Source organism: Bacillus sp. SD075 (assembly GCF_017355165.1).
GTDB lineage: Bacteria > Bacillota > Bacilli > Bacillales > DSM-1321 > Peribacillus.
On record NZ_JADILK010000005.1, the window covers coordinates 96,615 to 113,807 of the forward strand.

The 17,193-nt window shown below is 38.6% G+C and carries 15 protein-coding genes and 1 pseudogene; 2 read left to right on the top strand and 14 right to left on the bottom strand.

From position 1 onward, the window contains the following. Positions 1–159 precede the first annotated feature (159 nt). From IOC57_RS06100 to IOC57_RS06120, 5 genes are all read right to left on the bottom strand, one after another. On the bottom strand, positions 160–993 hold the full coding sequence (locus IOC57_RS06100) for an alpha/beta fold hydrolase (protein WP_207437868.1): 834 nt from the start codon (positions 991–993) through the stop codon (positions 160–162). A gap of 276 nt (positions 994–1,269) precedes the next feature. After that, positions 1,270–1,731: a pyridoxamine 5'-phosphate oxidase family protein gene (locus IOC57_RS06105; protein ID WP_396020774.1), complete on the bottom strand. Its 462-nt coding sequence runs from the start codon at positions 1,729–1,731 to the stop codon at positions 1,270–1,272. A 35-nt stretch (positions 1,732–1,766) separates the two neighbouring features. Further along, positions 1,767–2,342, bottom strand: coding sequence for a non-oxidative hydroxyarylic acid decarboxylases subunit B (locus IOC57_RS06110; protein ID WP_207437869.1), 576 nt, complete (start codon positions 2,340–2,342; stop codon positions 1,767–1,769). Between the two features lie 55 nt (positions 2,343–2,397). Continuing rightward, on the bottom strand, positions 2,398–3,885 hold the full coding sequence (locus IOC57_RS06115; protein WP_286184559.1) for a UbiD family decarboxylase: 1,488 nt from the start codon (positions 3,883–3,885) through the stop codon (positions 2,398–2,400). Between the two features lie 130 nt (positions 3,886–4,015). Beyond that, positions 4,016–4,843, bottom strand: a complete 828-nt coding sequence (locus IOC57_RS06120) for a MerR family transcriptional regulator (protein ID WP_207437870.1) — start codon at positions 4,841–4,843, stop codon at positions 4,016–4,018. 430 nt (positions 4,844–5,273) lie between these two features. On the opposite strand from IOC57_RS06120, the pseudogene IOC57_RS06125 reads away from it, so the two are divergent. Continuing rightward, positions 5,274–5,718: pseudogene (locus IOC57_RS06125) on the top strand (GNAT family N-acetyltransferase); the annotation flags it as partial. A 188-nt stretch (positions 5,719–5,906) separates the two neighbouring features. On the opposite strand, the gene IOC57_RS06130 reads toward IOC57_RS06125, so the two are convergent. The 9 genes from IOC57_RS06130 to IOC57_RS25735 all read right to left on the bottom strand — a co-directional run bounded on the left by IOC57_RS06130 (position 5,907) and on the right by IOC57_RS25735 (position 15,708). Beyond that, positions 5,907–7,082, bottom strand: coding sequence for an amidohydrolase (locus IOC57_RS06130; protein ID WP_207437871.1), 1,176 nt, complete (start codon positions 7,080–7,082; stop codon positions 5,907–5,909). Next, positions 7,079–8,311 (bottom strand): Zn-dependent hydrolase, encoded by a 1,233-nt coding sequence (locus IOC57_RS06135; RefSeq protein ID WP_309487674.1) that lies wholly within the window; start codon positions 8,309–8,311, stop codon positions 7,079–7,081. Before IOC57_RS06135 ends, IOC57_RS06130 begins: the two co-directional genes overlap by 4 nt. A gap of 17 nt (positions 8,312–8,328) precedes the next feature. Further along, positions 8,329–9,516, bottom strand: coding sequence for a hypothetical protein (locus IOC57_RS06140; protein ID WP_207437873.1), 1,188 nt, complete (start codon positions 9,514–9,516; stop codon positions 8,329–8,331). 297 nt (positions 9,517–9,813) lie between these two features. Next, a complete protein-coding gene (locus tag IOC57_RS06145) occupies positions 9,814–10,191 on the bottom strand; it encodes a winged helix-turn-helix transcriptional regulator (RefSeq protein WP_207437874.1) in 378 nt (125 codons plus the stop codon). Between the two features lie 722 nt (positions 10,192–10,913). Beyond that, positions 10,914–12,014: a GerAB/ArcD/ProY family transporter gene (locus IOC57_RS06150; protein ID WP_309487675.1), complete on the bottom strand. Its 1,101-nt coding sequence runs from the start codon at positions 12,012–12,014 to the stop codon at positions 10,914–10,916. Positions 12,015–12,493: 479 nt separating this feature from the next. Further along, positions 12,494–13,594 carry a GerAB/ArcD/ProY family transporter gene (locus IOC57_RS06155; protein WP_207437876.1) on the bottom strand — a complete coding sequence of 367 codons (1,101 nt, stop codon included), beginning with the start codon at positions 13,592–13,594 and terminating at the stop codon, positions 12,494–12,496. 275 nt (positions 13,595–13,869) lie between these two features. Further along, complete coding sequence (locus IOC57_RS06160) at positions 13,870–15,057, bottom strand: Ger(x)C family spore germination protein (protein ID WP_207437877.1); 1,188 nt, start codon at positions 15,055–15,057, stop codon at positions 13,870–13,872. A gap of 53 nt (positions 15,058–15,110) precedes the next feature. Further along, positions 15,111–15,515, bottom strand: a complete 405-nt coding sequence (locus tag IOC57_RS25730; protein WP_309487676.1) for a spore germination protein — start codon at positions 15,513–15,515, stop codon at positions 15,111–15,113. A 91-nt stretch (positions 15,516–15,606) separates the two neighbouring features. Continuing rightward, positions 15,607–15,708: a hypothetical protein gene (locus IOC57_RS25735; RefSeq protein ID WP_309487677.1), complete on the bottom strand. Its 102-nt coding sequence runs from the start codon at positions 15,706–15,708 to the stop codon at positions 15,607–15,609. A 905-nt stretch (positions 15,709–16,613) separates the two neighbouring features. On the opposite strand from IOC57_RS25735, the gene IOC57_RS06170 reads away from it, so the two are divergent. Then, the gene (locus tag IOC57_RS06170) at positions 16,614–16,781 is read left to right on the top strand and encodes a hypothetical protein (protein WP_207437878.1); all 168 of its coding nucleotides are present in this window, start codon (positions 16,614–16,616) and stop codon (positions 16,779–16,781) included. Positions 16,782–17,193: the final 412 nt, after the last annotated feature.

Here is a 17,193-nt window from a genome sequence, read left to right on the forward strand (position 1 = left end):
GCAGGTGTTTAAGGTAGCCAGTTGTTCACTAGTTGTTATTAAAAAAGGGTGTTTTTTAATAGCTAATGAATAGGCAATAATTAAGTTTTTTATATATTCATAATATTACACTATTTTCCGTTAATTACAATATTTTTTTAAAAATATCTTCAAAAAAAATTAAATTCGCTTTAAAAAAGATTTTATTCCTTCGTTAATCTCCGCCCTATTTTCAAACACCATGGTATAGTGGTTACAAGTTGAAACGATCGTTTCAATATCAGGTGTATATTTCTTCGTATCATCATAGGCTTCTTCATAAAATAATGGAGGAAAACCCCCTATTTTCCCACTGGCATAAACCAATAAGGTTTTACAGGAAATTTGTCTACAAACTTCTTTAGGGACAAAAGAATAAAAACTATTGAAATCTTTAAGAATGCTATCTTCTGATGATTTATTCGCCCAGTGACCATCCACTTCAAGAAGCTCATACTCCGCCACACTTTGCAGATGATCCGTCCATTCGATACCCAAACGGCTATAGATTTCCTTAATTTCTGCAATATAGCTTTCTTGAGATTCATATTCTTTACTTAATCGTCCTAGTGACGGTTGTACGATGTCCCTTTGTTGTTGGGAGGAAGTGGCCGCACCATCCAATAATATCAGGGCTTGTACCGAGGTTAACTTGCTGGCTACAACGCTTGAGATGAAAGCCCCCATTGAATACCCGATTAAAATTGGATTTTTAATCCTTAACTCTTGGATTAACTCAATTACATCTTCTGCATGTTTGAATAGAGAAGACTGTGCATCTGCCCTTGAACTATTTCCCCTTCCTCTCAAGTCGATCGAAATGACCCTATACTCGCCTTTTAACATTTCTGCATAATAATGCATTTGCTTATGATTACCCGTTAAACCATGTATGGCGATGATCGGCCCTTTCGTTCCAGGATAATCTGCAATTTGGATTCTTTGATTCCCCAATTCCTTTACATACATTTCCATAGTAACTCTCCTCCATTTCCTTGATTATAAAAATAAACCAGCCTACATCTTTAATAAAAAAAGCTATCTTAACTTCACCACCAAGGTAACTTGATCGAGAAATTAAGATAGCCAGTCAGTTCATTAATTTTCATTAAGAAAGGGTGTTTTTTAATGATTAATGAATAGGCAAGATATAAATACATGTAATGATTCCATTTTACATGAAGTTCTAATTTATTCAATTATAATTTGATAATTTTGATTTCTTAGTAACTTAAATTCGGCACTGAGATTTTATTGAAGGAGGTCATCTACGGTGTCCCTCCATCGTTCAACAATTTCTTTAGGGTTTTTCAAGTCGATTTTAATTCCAGAGGTTATTTCAGCATACTTAGCAATATCCTTCCGTGCCTCTACTATTTTGGCATGGAATCTTACTCTTTGGTATTGGGCATTTGGCAGCTCTTTTAATCTCCCTAATGAAAGGCGAATATATTGGGCTTTACCTTTCCAAAACAAAACCAGTGTAGCTTTTTGGGTACGAATGACATTGGCTGTAGTCGAAGTATCAGGCCATAGGCAAATCCTTAATTCCTTCCTGCTTATCGCTACGATCTCACCCACGCTAATCATTGCATTATGTGGCCATCCTTCTTCACTTACCGTCAAAAGCATCATGGCTTCATGCTGCTTGTCGGCAAGTTCTTTACCATTTAACAAGTCGAATACCTCTACTGGCATTTCCATCCCATTCATTTTTTCACCTTTTTCATTCATTCACTAGTAATCTGTTATATTTTTGTGCGATATTTCATTCCGCCCCACCGTTTCGCACCGTGTGCATCGATTTCAAATTGATCCAACGTCCTATAAGCCAGATGGTCAATGATATCGTTAACATCCTCAGGATGATTATAGAAAGCTGGCATCGGAGGGAATATAATAGTCCCCATTTTGGAAAGCTCCATCATATTCTCCAAATGAATCGTATTTAGAGGGGTTTCTCTTGTCATTAGTAATAATTTTTTTCTTTCTTTCAACATGACATCGGCAGATCGCGTTAATAAATTATCCGCTAGTCCCATACGAATGGAAGCTAGTGTTTTCATACTGCAAGGTGCTACGATCATGCCATCAACCCGGTAAGATCCACTTGATATTCTTGCTGCTTGATCTTTGTAAGAATAGGAATGATCAGCTAATCCCTCCACTTCTTTAACCGAATATGAAGTTTCATGTTGAATGGTGGCATGTGCCCAGGGGGACATGATCAAATGGGTCTCCACTTCACTGCTTTTAAGCATCTGAAGAATCCTAATTCCGAAAATGGCTCCAGTCGCTCCGGTTATCCCAACAATGATTTTCATTATTTCCCCTCCTTATTCATTAATCATGGAATCGAAACTATAAAATATAGAGAACTTATACATTGGAGAATCCAGGCACAAATCGTCTTGGATCTACCTGTTTAAATTCAGACCTTTTAAATTCTTCTTTTAAATGAAACGGTACTGTACAGTCAAAAATGGTCTTACAGGAAATCCCCTTTTCCTGAATGGTAGGGCTGTATGCGGGATCTTGTGAAGGATCTAACGGGTGACAGCGCACTCCAGGAATGAAAACCGTATCAACATCACCTTGGTAACGAGTATTTAACGCCCATAAAACATCATTACTATCAAAGGGATCCACATCTTCATCCACTATGAATACATGCTTAAGTTCAGAAAAGGCAGAGAACGCCAATAGTGCAGCTTGTCTTTGGCGACCTTCATCACTTGGCTGACTTTTCTTGAATTGAAGAACAGCCATGTATTTACCTCCTCCTGAAGTATGGGCATAAACATTCAATAATTTTCCTGGCATGGCCTTTTCCACCATTTGAAGAATGCTTGCTTCAGTTGGAATGCCAGCCATATTCACATGTTCTTCACTTGGACCAATAACTGTTTGCATGATAGGATTGACACGGTGCGTTACAGCTTTCACTTTGATTAGAGGCAGTTCCGCAACAGCTGAGCCTGTATAACCAGGGAATTCAGGCATTGCTTTTCCAGTATTGGTGTTTTGATCTTCCCGAACGCGCACTCTGGGAACCAATTCCCCTTCTATAACATATTCAGCATTCGCGATAGCTTTTTCATCAATGGTCAAGCATTGGACCAATTCTACCGCTTCTTTCCTGATCGCCCCTGCAACACTCAACTCATTAAAGCCAAGGGGAGTCGTAGGTGCTTCAAAACAAGCAGCGACTTCAATAGCTGGGTCAACACCGATACTAATGGAAATTGGTAACGGTTTCCCTGCCTTTTCAGCCTTTTTACGAAAAACTTCTAAATGGCGGCCAGGAACAAAATACATGGACATCTCATCTTTACTTTGTAAACACAAACGATGTATCGTTATATCAGATTCACCCGTTTCTGAATCGGAGGCATAGCACATGCCTATGGTGATATACGGGCCTGCATCTTCCTCTGTATTCGTAGGCGCAGGTATTAACTTTCTGATATCGAACTCCGGATCTTCTGCATAGTGAACCACTTCTTGAGCTTTCGCTTTGTCATTTGAAATGGTGATTGGATCAATTGGATTTTTAACAGCTTCATTTAAAAGGAACCCCAGTCGCTCGGGTTTTGTATCAAGCATGAGACCGACTCTTTCACGGCTGGCTAGAAGTCCGATCACCACGCTTGAGTCTTCATGTCCCAATACATGATTGAAAACCATGGCAGGTCCAATTTTTGTTGGCCGCATTACTGTTCCGCCAGCACCGACATGACGATAAACCCCAGATAATTCAGCATGAGGATTGACTGGTTCATCCGTTTCAATCAATTGTCCTGGAATGGACTTCAGTAGTTCCAAGGCAGAACGTAAATCTGTCACTTTATTCATTTTTTCAGACATAAAAAATCCCCCTATCACTTTATGACCAGTATCCTATGTATCAATCAAATTCAAATAACCTATATGGTATCGGTTACAACTGATATTCTAAAGTGTATTTCTACTATACAGTCAATGGATATTTGAAAATTCAAGTAATTTTCTCTACAGGGATTTGCAGCTGACAAAAATCAACACTATTATCATTCTCGTAAAAGGTCGTATCCAATAAGCAAGCGTCCACGACGTCCCCTACAATTCTATACTGATTTTTACAGATCCAATGAATCAATTCATTTAAAAATTCAATGTTATATGGCATTCCGTATTTATACACACATGCATATTGACCAGCAGGCAACGTCATCATGTTATTCATATCAGGATCTATAAAGGGTAATGAAGTATATATTCCCGCACCCTCGAAAACATCATCCGTTCCAAGCTTATCCTTTAAAATAACCGTGCCAAATCCCTCTGACGGAAGCATCTCATGTTTACTTAATACATTCCATGCTTTCATCAGCGTTAAATGTAATTCTTCACGGCACAATTCCTTTTCAAATGGTATAAATAAGACATGCCTTTCAGGAAATTCTTCTATAATAGGTTTATCCAATTCACTTTTAATATTTTTGGCTTCTGAATATTTCATTAATCTCTGTTGAATAAATGTACGTGTATTCATCAAGGCATTTATTTCTTTATCAATGAATTCTTGATGAAATTCCAAAAGTGACATGGCAGTAGTTACATTCCGATTTCCTATATGGTCCTTAATATCATTCAGTTTGATGCCAATCGACTTTAAAAAGCAAATTTCCCTTAGAAACGGAATCTGAACTGCACTATAATATCGATAACCATGTTCATCTATATGTACGGGTTCAAATAATCCGATCTTATCGTAATAAATGAGTGTTTGCCTTGAGATACTATGAATGGAAGCCATTTCACTGATTGATAAGTAATTGCCCATATGTGTTCCTCCTCCGTAAAGCCTTTTTGTAATGTTCTTCCTAAGTCTTTCATTCACTTACTTTCACTACCATCATTAGTTTTATTTTGATTTCCCTCCTTACAAACGGCAGCTGCAGCTGATTGGAGAGGGTCAGTTTGATAGACAACATCTATCCTCCCCTAACTTTACCATTTTCCCTTTTATCATTTTCCCTTTTATAATGAATGGATTTTCAAAGGTCCTGTCTATCGAAAAAAATAATGAATCTATCAACCCTTCATTTAGTTGAATAAAAGGAAGTAATATAGATGATTGACGGCTCTACCTTAATAAACTAGAATTATTAGATTTTTTTTTGGAGGTTTTTGTTTGCTAAACTTATGTATAGTACTGGGTGAGTAGACATTCTTGATGATTTATACATGAAGAACGTACCATTTGCAGAATTATAAATGAAGAATATAGTGATAAGAAAGAACATTTCCTTGTCAATCGTCTTAGAAGTTCAGATGCTTATATTCCAGAACTTTCTCTAGTTGCAGTAAACCAAGATAATGACATAATAGGTCATATCTTATTGACGAAAATACAAGTAGTAGTAGATGATTCTCTAGCACTTGCTCCAGTTTCTGTTGCTCCTGATTATCAAAATAAAGGTGTTGGAAGTAAATTAATTCGTGCAGAACTAAAAAAAGCAAAGGAACTTGGATATGACTCAATAATTTTATTAGGTCACAAAGATTATTATCCGAGATTTGGCTTTAAACCAGCTAGCTTGTGGAATATTAAAATTCAGGGTACCAGATGACACGTTTATGGCTTTAGAATTAACTGAAGGCTCTCTTCAAAATATACACGGCACTGTTCATTATCCAAGAGCATTTTTTGAATAAATACCGGTAATATTGATTTTTCACCAAAAGATTGTTATATGACAATCTCCTTTTTATTGAGTTAACATGCTCCAATTGCCCCTTTTAGTGAAATTTAACCCTTTACGCCAAAAGGCCGCCAATTGGCGGCCTTTTGGCGATCAAACACCTTTTAGTAATCCAGTGTATTCCCTCTTTTATCCAGTCCTTTATTCATTCAAATATGCCCATGCATATTGAGCATAAAGTTCTGCACCAGTAGCAAGCGCATCTTCGTCAATGTTGAATTTCCCGTGATGATGGGCCCATTCCGTATCTTTTTCAGGGTTTCCAGATCCAACTAAAGCGAAGCTTCCGGGTACTTCATCTAAATAGAAGCTAAAGTCTTCTCCGCCCATTGTTGGCTTTTCATTATATACAGCGTCTTCGCCAAATGCATTTGAGGCCACTTTTTGCACTAATTTGGCACTGTATTCATCATTGATGACAGCTTGTGTTCCACGGTAATACTCAACCTTTGCTGTTGCACCGTAAATGTTAGCAACATTTTCAGCATAGATCTGGAGCTGTTCTTCAATATGGTCACGTGTTTTATGATCAAAACAGCGGACAGTCCCTTCTATAACGGCATTTTCAGCAATGACATTAAATCGTGTGCCAACGACCATTTTTCCAACTGTCAAAACAGCGGGATTTTGTGGGTCGACCGTTCTTGATACGACAGACTGTACATTCATGACGAATGAAGAGGCAACAATAGTTGCATCGATACAATCCTGTGGCATTGCGCCATGTCCCCCCCTTCCTTTAAACGTTACTGTAAAGATATCTGCTGAAGCGAATGAAGGTCCCTGAGCACATGCAATTTTGTTTGTTGGCATTTGCGACCAAATATGTATGCCAAAGACATTATCAACACCTTCAACAGCCCCTTGTTTAACCATTTCCCTTGCACCTGTTGCCACCTCTTCAGCTGGTTGAAATATTAATCGCACATTCCCAGGTAATTCTTCTTTTATTCCGTTTAGTGCCTTCGCTGCAATTAATAGCATTGATGTATGTGCATCATGACCACATGCATGCATTTTCCCTTCTTCTTTTGATGCATATGGCAAGTCTTTATTCAATTCTTCAACAGAAAGGGCGTCCATATCTGCTCTTAATGCTACCGTCTTTCCTGCCTTACCGCCTTTAATTACTGCAATGACACCTGTTGGTTCTGCTTTTCGATAAGCAACCCCTAATTTTTCAAGATATTCACAAACAAAGGCCGTTGTATTTTCTTCTTCCCATGATAACTCAGGTTCGCTATGAAGTTTTCTACGTATCTCCGTTAATTCATCACTATAATTTTGAATCGCTGCTTTTATCGTTTGATTAATCATTCTTTTTCTACCTCCGTTAAACATTTAGCCACTTCGTAAAATATTTGCACTCCATTTGCTAAATGACGTGCATCAGACCATTCCTCCGGACAATGACTTAGTCCTGCTTTACTTGGAACAAAGAGCATGCCAACATCAGTCACATCGGAAAAAACCATCGCATCATGACCTGCTCCACTATTAATGGAACAGTATGGGATTTCCAAATCAGAACTTTTATCTTTAAATAAAGCTTTAATCTCATTACTCAATACCTTTGGCGGCATATATAACAGCTGTTCCGCTGTTGTATGGATCCCCTGTTCATGATAGGATTCGATTAATTCTTTCATCCGCTTGATGACATTGTTAATATGTTCTTCCTTGGAAGATCGAATATCTACCGAAAATACCACTTTATTCGGGATGACGTTGGCTCCATTTGGTAAAACATCTAATCGTCCCGTCGTGATAACCGTTCCTTCTCCTTCCTCAATTGCAAAGCCTGGTAATTGAGAAATAATTTGAGCGGCTGCAACCAATGCATCCGTACGGCGATCCATGGGGGTTGTGCCTGCATGTCCTGCCTTTCCTTCAATGGTCACTTCTAATTGAGTTAAACCAACAATAGCTTCTACAACACCAATGGGAATATTCTTCTCTTCAAGGATTGGCCCTTGTTCTATATGCAATTCGAGAAATGCTTTAATGCTTTTGGGATTCCTCCCTTTTGGAAGAGAGAAATCCAGTCCAATTTTTGACATCGCTTCAATTGTTGTGATACCTTCTTTATCCCTTAAGTTTTTAAAACTCTCCTCACTAAGTGTTCCCACTATTCCTCTCGAACCCATTAGACCTCCGCCAAAACGAGCACCCTCCTCTTCAATTAGGGCAACGATTTCCAATGGATATTTAGGTGTTACTTGATTTTCAGCAAATAAGGCAGCCACTTCAAGAGCGACAATTACACCGGCTGGTCCGTCATACGCACCACCATTTGGTACGGAATCAAAATGTGAACCGACCAGAACGCTTGGTGCGTCTACTAAAGTACCCTCAAGCTTTCCAAAAATATTTCCAAATCCATCTTCCTGTACTGTTAGACCGTATTCCATCATTTTATTTTTAATATAATTTCGTGTAAGTAAGTCTTCCTTGCTATACGTAAGCCGGGTAGTCCCTTTTCCGGGTGTTGATGTAAATTCGCTCAAATCATTTATTTGCTTTTCTATACGTTCAATAAGACTCACTTTGAATCCCTCCAATCTTACAAGAATTGTACGAATATTCCTGCCAAAATAACCGACACGATTGTAACCGATATAAATCCACCAACAAGCATCGGCGGCAGCATATGGCTTAGCAATGCTTCTTTTTCATTTTCATCTTTTGTTAATGAATTGACAACTTCATTGGTGATAATGTAATCGGCTGGAAAACCGTATAATGCTGTTAAAGATACAGCAAAGGCCATTTCTTTGCTGACTTTCAACAATTTCCCTGCTATGAATGAGAATATATACATGCCAATAACAGCTAAGAAAATGCAAACAACAAGTGGGTAAAGAATCTCCAACATCATACTTGGTGTGGCATTTTTTAATCCATCAAAGACGAAAAGCATAAGCGCCATGATGGCAAATCCAAATCCATTTGCCTTTTGCAGAGTCTGTCTTTCCAGGAAACCTATACTTTTTCCGACAACCCCGAATAATAAGCAAAGAACAAATGCATTGATTGATATAATCGGCTCTAGTCCAGTCGACACAAGGTAAGCGAGAAAAGCAACGACCGCAAGTCTTAAAAATTTAAAATATTCCGTATTATATTTTTCAGGCAGTTTATTAAACAGTTTAAGTTCCGTCATACCTTCTGAAACGAATGCAGTATCACTCTTTTTTACCGTTAATTGCCCATTGCGGTATTGCCCCAAAAGCTTCTTCCCTTCTTTCTTCAAGACAATTGAAGTTAAAGGATATCCAGCGAAACCTTGCATGACATAAATAACAATGGCAAAAACGGACAAGCTCGTAAGTCCCGCGTCTGCCGCTCCTTCTGACATGATAATTGAAGATACCATACCTCCCACTAATGGTGGAATCGCTACAAGGATAGTTTGCAGATCAAATATAAATATGCCAATTCCGAATAATAGTGCAACAATCCCAAGAATACCAGATAAGGAGATGACAATCGTTTTCCATTGATTTACCAACTCTCTTATTGACAGCAATGTCCCCATATTCGTGATCAATAAGTACATCATCATGGTTGCCACTACCGGTGGGACACCTGCTATGGAAACGATATCTTGCGGGAAAAATGTCCAATAACCACATAGAAAGAGGATCGCGGAAATGAAAACGGAAGGTACCCAGGCTTTTGTTCGAACCGCCACTATGTCCCCTACAAATAAAATCAAAATAACAATAACCAAAGCCAACATCTGTGACATATGAGTTCCCTCACCTTCCAATTTAATAGTTTGAATATTCTTATAAAATAATAACACTGAATCATCTGAATTTAAAGATGATTTGATATTTTCGGGTAATTTTACTCATATAATAGGAAATGTAAGTGTTTTAATTTTGATTCAATTAACCAAATATTCTCAAATAGTTTAATGATTGGATATATCGAAATAATTTTAATCATGAATTATCTTTGGTGTGCGGCCGTTAGTTCCATTAGAAAAAGAGCTGCCGAAGCAACTCCCTTTTTAGAAGTAAAATAGTTTAAGTACCTTTCTTCACTCTGGTTTTTGATAAATAACCAGTAAAAGAGATTTCGGTATTAACATAAAACACAATCTACAACTGTTCAATTTGGTTTGGATTAGAAAATTGACTGTCCAAAAATAAGTGTAATTGGCTTTGGATGGACAATAAAATGGATTCTTTTTATGAACTTGGTGTGGAGTCTTTTTGTTCTTTTTGTTTTTTTTCCATATATTTTTTATCCCACTTCCCATAATGTCCAGTACTGGCATAAAGCTTTTCCCATATGGTGTCAGCGAATATTCTACTTTAGGTGGAACTTCTTTATACACGTCTCTGTGAACCATTCCGTTCTCTCCCAATTCTCTCAGTTGTCCAGTCAATATTCCTTTTGAAATGTTCGGTAACAAACTTTGAAGTTCGTTACATCTTTTGTTTTTCTAAAAAGTTACCTCGTTCATCGAGTCCTTTTTCTAACATGCCCTGAAGTTGCCGTTGCCGTGCTTCATTTGGATCTTTGTTACTCACTCTTATGTATCAAATTTCCGAACTTCCATTTTTTACACCTCTCCATGTTAATTCTATCAAAAACGTTCGGAAATGTTTTTAAACTTTAACGAACGGTAAATATCATCATGTTCAAATAAAAATAACCCATTCGTAAACTATTTTGAACAACTCTAACTTTACAACCTCCAAAGTTTCTTCCGGCGCTTTAATGTATGCTTACATCGTATACACAGAATGAATATAAGTTCCAATTGGTACTATAAATAACACTATTCCATCCACTACCCTTTTTTCTTTATTCAAAAAATGGCTATTCCCTATTTTTGTATTGGGAATAACCAGAAAAATTCAAGATTGTAGTTTTGATTATTTTAAATACAGATTGATTTATATCTACTAAAACCTGTTTAAACTCCCATGGGTTGAATTGTCCTGGTTAGGCCTATCAATTCATGGGCAGGTCCACTTATGTAATTAACCCATACCCTTTCATTTTCAGAAATAGATTGCTTTCATTCAGTGCAGATAGATGGTCACTTCGCACATTATTGTAAATGATTGCTTTCTGGATAGAGCCAAAGACTGAAATGCATTAAATAAGAAATTGACAGCATTATGAATATTACCTTGAATCAACTCCCTTTCTATTTCTTTTCCTTATAACTGCAATCAGCAACAAAAACAGAGGAATCATAGTTTGTATCAATAGTCCGAAAGGAGGGAAGGCCCCGATATTATAGCGTGCCACTTCCATTGTATTAGGAAGCGACCAAAAGCCGAATGATACGACCAGGATCCCTAACGGCCATACAATTGGCCGATAATCCGTAAGTTTCAGCCACTGTGCGGTACCTAATGTAGCTGCATAATAAAACACAGAAATTTTGACAAAAGCTCCTACGATCCAAATGGCCATTACGACAGACTCCATATGTTCAAAGAAATCGGCGATGCTGATGTACCTAGCTATTTTCATCAAGGGATAAACCATTAAGGGTGTTGCTGGTCCGAGTATAAAAAGAACAACCAGATTCACCACAACTAAGGTCATCATCACGGCAAATACCGTCATCATTCCATATTTCAGTCCTTTTTTTCTATCAGCTAAAAATGGGAGAAGAAAAGTGATAAGAAAAAACTCTGTGAACCATGCCCCCGGTACAATCGCGCCCTTCGCTGGAGGCATAATCCCATTTCCCAATATCGGGAATATGTTTTTAAATTCTAAATCGGTAGACACTAAGATGATTAGGATGAGGATTGGAAGTATAAACATTGGCAAAAACAATTCAGCTGCTCTACCTACCCCTTCTAATCCTCCGCGTACAACGAAGGCACAGAGGAATACCATCGATGCCATGATCACACTAATTGGGGTATGGACTAGAAAGGAGTCGACAATAAATTCTGCGTAAGCTCTGGTTATTTGTCCCGTGCCCTGTATATAAAAAAATAAGATTAAAAAACCGATAATTTTTCCCGCGAATCTACCAATGATTTGTTCACTGAACTGGATGACAGTTTGTTTCGGATAAAGTTGGTGCAGTTTATAAGCGATATACACAGTCATATACCCGATAAGGGACGCCAAAATGGGGGACAGCCACAAATCTGTTTCAGCATATTTCCCTGTAATGCTTGGAACTGAAAGAATGGCGGTAGCCACAATCGTGGGATACATCATGAATGCCATCTGAAGGGATGAAATTTTGCCTTTCTCCATCATCTTGCCCCTTTCTGAAATAAAATCGAAAATCAGAATCACGCACTCAACTCACTGATAGATTTACTTTTCCATCAACTCCCCAAACGGCTTAAAAAGAGTTTCGATCCATTCAGTGGGTCCAGCGATCTCTAGGAGATTAAACGTGGACAGAACCAAGCTAGTGAGGAGCGGTGTAAGAAATGCCATTGTATCTTTTTTAGTTTTTTTCATTTTCGAACATTCATACCAAAATGATTCTAGCTACAATCGCGGTTGTAAAAAAAAAAGCCCCTTATTTCATTCCTTCACCTTTTTTCCGGCAATTCCACCGGTCGTTTATATAGCCCTGTCTTCAGATACAGTCCACAACTTCTATTTCAGAAGTAGATTACTTTCATTAGAAAGTTCTAATGAAAGGCATTTTCTGAAGATCAATACTTTTTGGGTGGACCAAAGATTGCTCAAATATCAAAGACGAAATCGACCAATTTTATGTTTTAGCTTGAATCGATTCCCTTTCTTTTTCTTTTCCGTATGACAGCAATCACCAACAATACTAGAGGAATAATCGTTTGCATCAAAATTCCTTGAATAGGGAAGGCGATGACGTCATTACGGGCGGCTTCCATTGAGCTAGGTAACGACCAAAAGCTGAATTCGACAATTAAAATCCCTATCGGCCATACAACAGGCCGATAGTCGGAGAGATTCAGCCACTGCGCGGTACCTAAAGCAGCAACATAATAAAACACAGAGATTTTGACGAAAGCTCCTACGATCCAAACGGCCATAACACCGGACTCAACATGTTCAAAAAAATCGGCCAAACTGATGGTTCGAGATACACTCATCAGGGGATAAACCTTTGAGGATGTTGTGGCACCAAGTATAAAAAGAACCATAAGATTCACCACAACTAACGTCATCATCACGGCAAAAACAGTCATCATCCCGTATTTCATTCCTTTTTTTCTATCCGCTAAAAAAGGGAAGAGAAAAACCATCAGAAAAAACTCGCTGAACCAGCCCCCCGGCACAATCCCACCCTTGATTGGTGGCATAATTCCATCCCCTAATATCGGGAATATATTTTTAAATTCAAGATCAAAGCTAATTAAGATGAAGAAGATACAGAGTGGAAAGATAAAAACAGGGACAAACAGTTCGGCAGCTCTCCCCAACACCTCTATACCTCCACGTACGATAAAGGCACAGAGGAATACCATCGATGCCATGATCACACTAATTGGGGTATTGACCAGAAAAGAGTCAACAACAAATTCTCCATAACTTCTTAGGATTTGCCCGGTGATCGGGATATAAAAAAATAAGAATAAAAAACCGAGGATTTTTCCAGGAATACGCCCAATAATCTGTTCACTAAATTGGATCACCGTTTGTTTCGGATAAAGTTTGTGTAGTTTATAAGCGATATACACCGTTACATACCCAATGAGGGAAGCCAGAATGGGGGACAGCCATAAATCAGTTTTGGCATATTTCGCTGTAATGCTTGGAACCCCAAGAATAGCCGTTGCCACAATTGTCGGATACATCATGAATGCCATCTGTAGAGATGAAATTTTTCCTTTCTCCATTATCTTTCTCCTTTCTGTGAAAGTATGGAAAATTGGAATTACAGAACTCACTGTTAGATTTACTTTTCCATAAACTCTCCAAACGGCCTGAAAAGAGATTCAATCCGTTCAGTGGGTCCTGCCATCTCTGGGAGATTGAACATGGAAAGAGCCAAGCCCATGAGGAGTAGTGTAAGAAAAGCCATTTTATCTTTTTTGGGATTTTTTTCATTTTTGGCCATTCATACAAAATGACTAGAGCTACAATCACGGTTGTACACAAGAAAGCACCCATCTCACTTGTCCTTCACCTCATTCTCAGACAATCCCGCCGGTTTATTTATATAGCCCTGTCTGCGAATATGGGCCACAACATCGATTTCCACTTCCAACTCCGCAAATATCTCATCCCAATGATTTTCGATTTTATTATACTGTTTAGGATATTTCCGATAGAATTCTTTACCTAGCCCTATAATGTCCGCTTTCTTATGCTGAATATGCAGAAAAGCCATCTCGATACGTTTTTCTATATCTTTTTGAAAAGATCGTTCTGCAGCCTTTACTGTTTTTGGATTTGAGAGGTTCAAGTTCGTTCCATTTTGAATAACAGCTCCTTCTGTATCTATCTTCACGAACACTTTCCATTTATTATTTCGAATTTGCGGAATCAACTTGACTTTAGCCGACACTGGATTTAAAGATATCTCCCCTTTCACACCTTTGGGTTGAAAGGTCACAGTGTATGATTTCATTTCATCTCTTAACCACAATATCCCTCTTGTTTCTTTTTCCGTCATTGTCCCAGTCATCTTATCTTTTTTAAACACAGCTGTCCCGACAATGTAAGGAACCCCCTGTAATTTCGTTTGCCCTTTACCTGGCGGTAACATTTTAATGAATGGAAGTGCAGCCTCTTGAGGTTTACCCATTAACATTTTATTTAATTCCTGTAGTGTGACTTGCATCCCAATATGTAAATCAGATAATTCCCTAATCACTTCCCCTGAATAGATTTCTAGAGGGGGCATTGATTCAAGGATATGCTTCGCTTTCCCTTCGCTTACATACACATTTGCTCGCTCCCTTGGCTGTGGATGCCGCAGCAAAAAATCCAGCTCCTCATTAATCCCTTCCTTCGCTAACTTTTCACCGAATACAAATACTTTACATTGTCCCCAAAATACTTTTCGTGGGATCTTACTTTGAAGCTTGGACAATGCATCTGAAATATTAGATCCTTTTCCTGTTCTCACCAATGTCGTCCCCCCCGACCCTCCTTGACCTGCCCCTCCTTCATCCCCTCCGCTGCTTATTGATTTAGGGATAAAAACTTGGACGGATAGTTCGATTTCATTATCCTCCTTCTTATCGATGACAGCAGCTGTGACAATTGCCAGATCATTGATTTCCATTCGATCCCAACAACTGCTTAAAATAGGGGTTGCTCCACAAACTGCAAGCAAAAGAAGGACGCTTTTCATGAAATGACGCCTCCTTACTTTCTCCAATATCTTTGTTGGCCTTCGACCGTTATTCACTCCGTATCACTTCCCTTTTTGGGATTTGGTCCCTGTTCCTGGGGCTGACTGTATACAGTAGATTCCCCTGTGAGGCGCGGGCATATATCCATCCTCCACCCTGGAGCACTCCACAGCATATCCTTCAGCTCTCGACCTTTTAAATGGTGCCAACGGGTGCTAAGTATGGAACGCCGAAAGACCGCAGGCTGCATAAAATGAGTGACCATAGCAATAAGGCCCATCATGATGCCAAGCAGTCCTATGGTACCAGCAAGAAGCAGCATTGGAAAACGCAGCATCCGAATAGCAATTCCTGCAATATAACGAGGCATCATAAAAGAAGCGATTCCCGTAATCGTAACCATAATGACCATGGGTGTTGAAACTAACCCTGCTTGAGCGGAAGCTTGCCCAATCACTAGCGCTCATGGTATGGGGGAAAGGTGAATACGGATTGTCCTCAATCATTTCCTCGATGGACTCACTTTCTAAAATACCGTCTATTTTAATTCATTCCAACCGAGTTGTAGCCTCTTCAATCAGTGCTTTATCCACAAGTCCATCCATATAAGCAATTGAAACATTCGTCCTGGTATAAGTTCCAATCTTCATCGATTGTATTTTAAGGGCAGGACTTTTAATAAAATACGTCGCAATTGGGATGTATTTACCTCTAGAGATTCAATAAATCCCTCTCATGCCCCCTTAACTCCCCCTCTGCCACAGGTTCTTCAATGGCATGCTTTTCCCATTTGGACAATCCTAAAGAAAGTCCACCGCTTTCCCCTTCCTTTAGAAGCATCGGGTTTCCCGAGGGAATCGATTCAATGCATAATCCGCCAACATATTCACTTTCACCAATTTGGGAACGGGCATTTTATGTTCGATAATAAACTCATTTAATGGTTGTGGTTCTTTTAATGCCTGTCGGATGATCTTAGATAGCACACATATCGCTCTATCGCCTCGATGTCTGGAGTCCCGCAATGTAAATAAGCATCGCCCGCGTCTTTCCGTAAACGGAACGATGTGTTTCGACAGGTTGACCAAAATTTCCATGTAGGGTTTTCTGTTTTCTAGCGCCCTTGTTTTCATGTTGTAGATGGGGATTCTTTTGCTTAGGATTTCTTAATAATTTACTTATATTACGAACCAAGCTTGTCCCCCTCGCAGATAGCTTACGTTTTTCTATTATTTTTCATTTATGTTTTTTTATACAACTAATCATAAAATAAAGAAAGTCTCACTAAAATCATACTGATAACCGACACCAGAGACAATTTACTGCAGGGAAAACCAAGGAAAGCATTGGACAAATAATTGATGAGAATTATTATTAAATCTTATTAATTTATATAATTTTACGTATATCTCCAAACGGGAACTAAACTGTCCGCTCCCTACTTATGGAAACATGTTTGAGGCTGGTTGGGAGACAGATCTTGTATAACAAACGAAGCTATGACACTACATGGAGGACTAAGGGGACTGGTTAATAAGTAGAGGAGGTAAAGATAATGGATCCAGTTGTTGGTCTGGGTATGGCAAAAGGGGAAAGTCAGATTCAAGCTTTCTTGGATAAAAAGCAGCCTTACAAAAAAGGCTTTAAAGTAGCACATACTCTTGAAGAATTAGCTAGTCTTCTAGTCCTTATTAGAGAAGTAGTCCTCCAGCCATCAAACTAAACTCTTGCTCCGGCTTTTATATCTCCTCCCTTACTTTTCTAATCTTCAAACTACTCACCCCTAATAGTGCACAATGGAACTAACTGCCCCGTTAGCGCCATAAGTCAAAGGCTGCATCAGCAACCTCACTAATTGATAATGCACCCTTAGTTAAGTAAAGTGCCTTAACGTCAGTTCCGGTCTTAAAACTATGGGTTGAATTCAAAAAATTTCGATAAAAATACCTTAGACCCTATTTAATGTTATTTTATAACATCTAAACGACTATTAAGGGATTACTCATTAAATAAAATGGAGTCTTTTCTATTTGCTTTCGGTCCCATTTAAGTTTTAGATGGGAGGGGATTTTGAGTATTGAAGTGAAGTTTCTTAATCCCCGAAAGAAATGAATAGTTCAAGGAATCTTTTTACA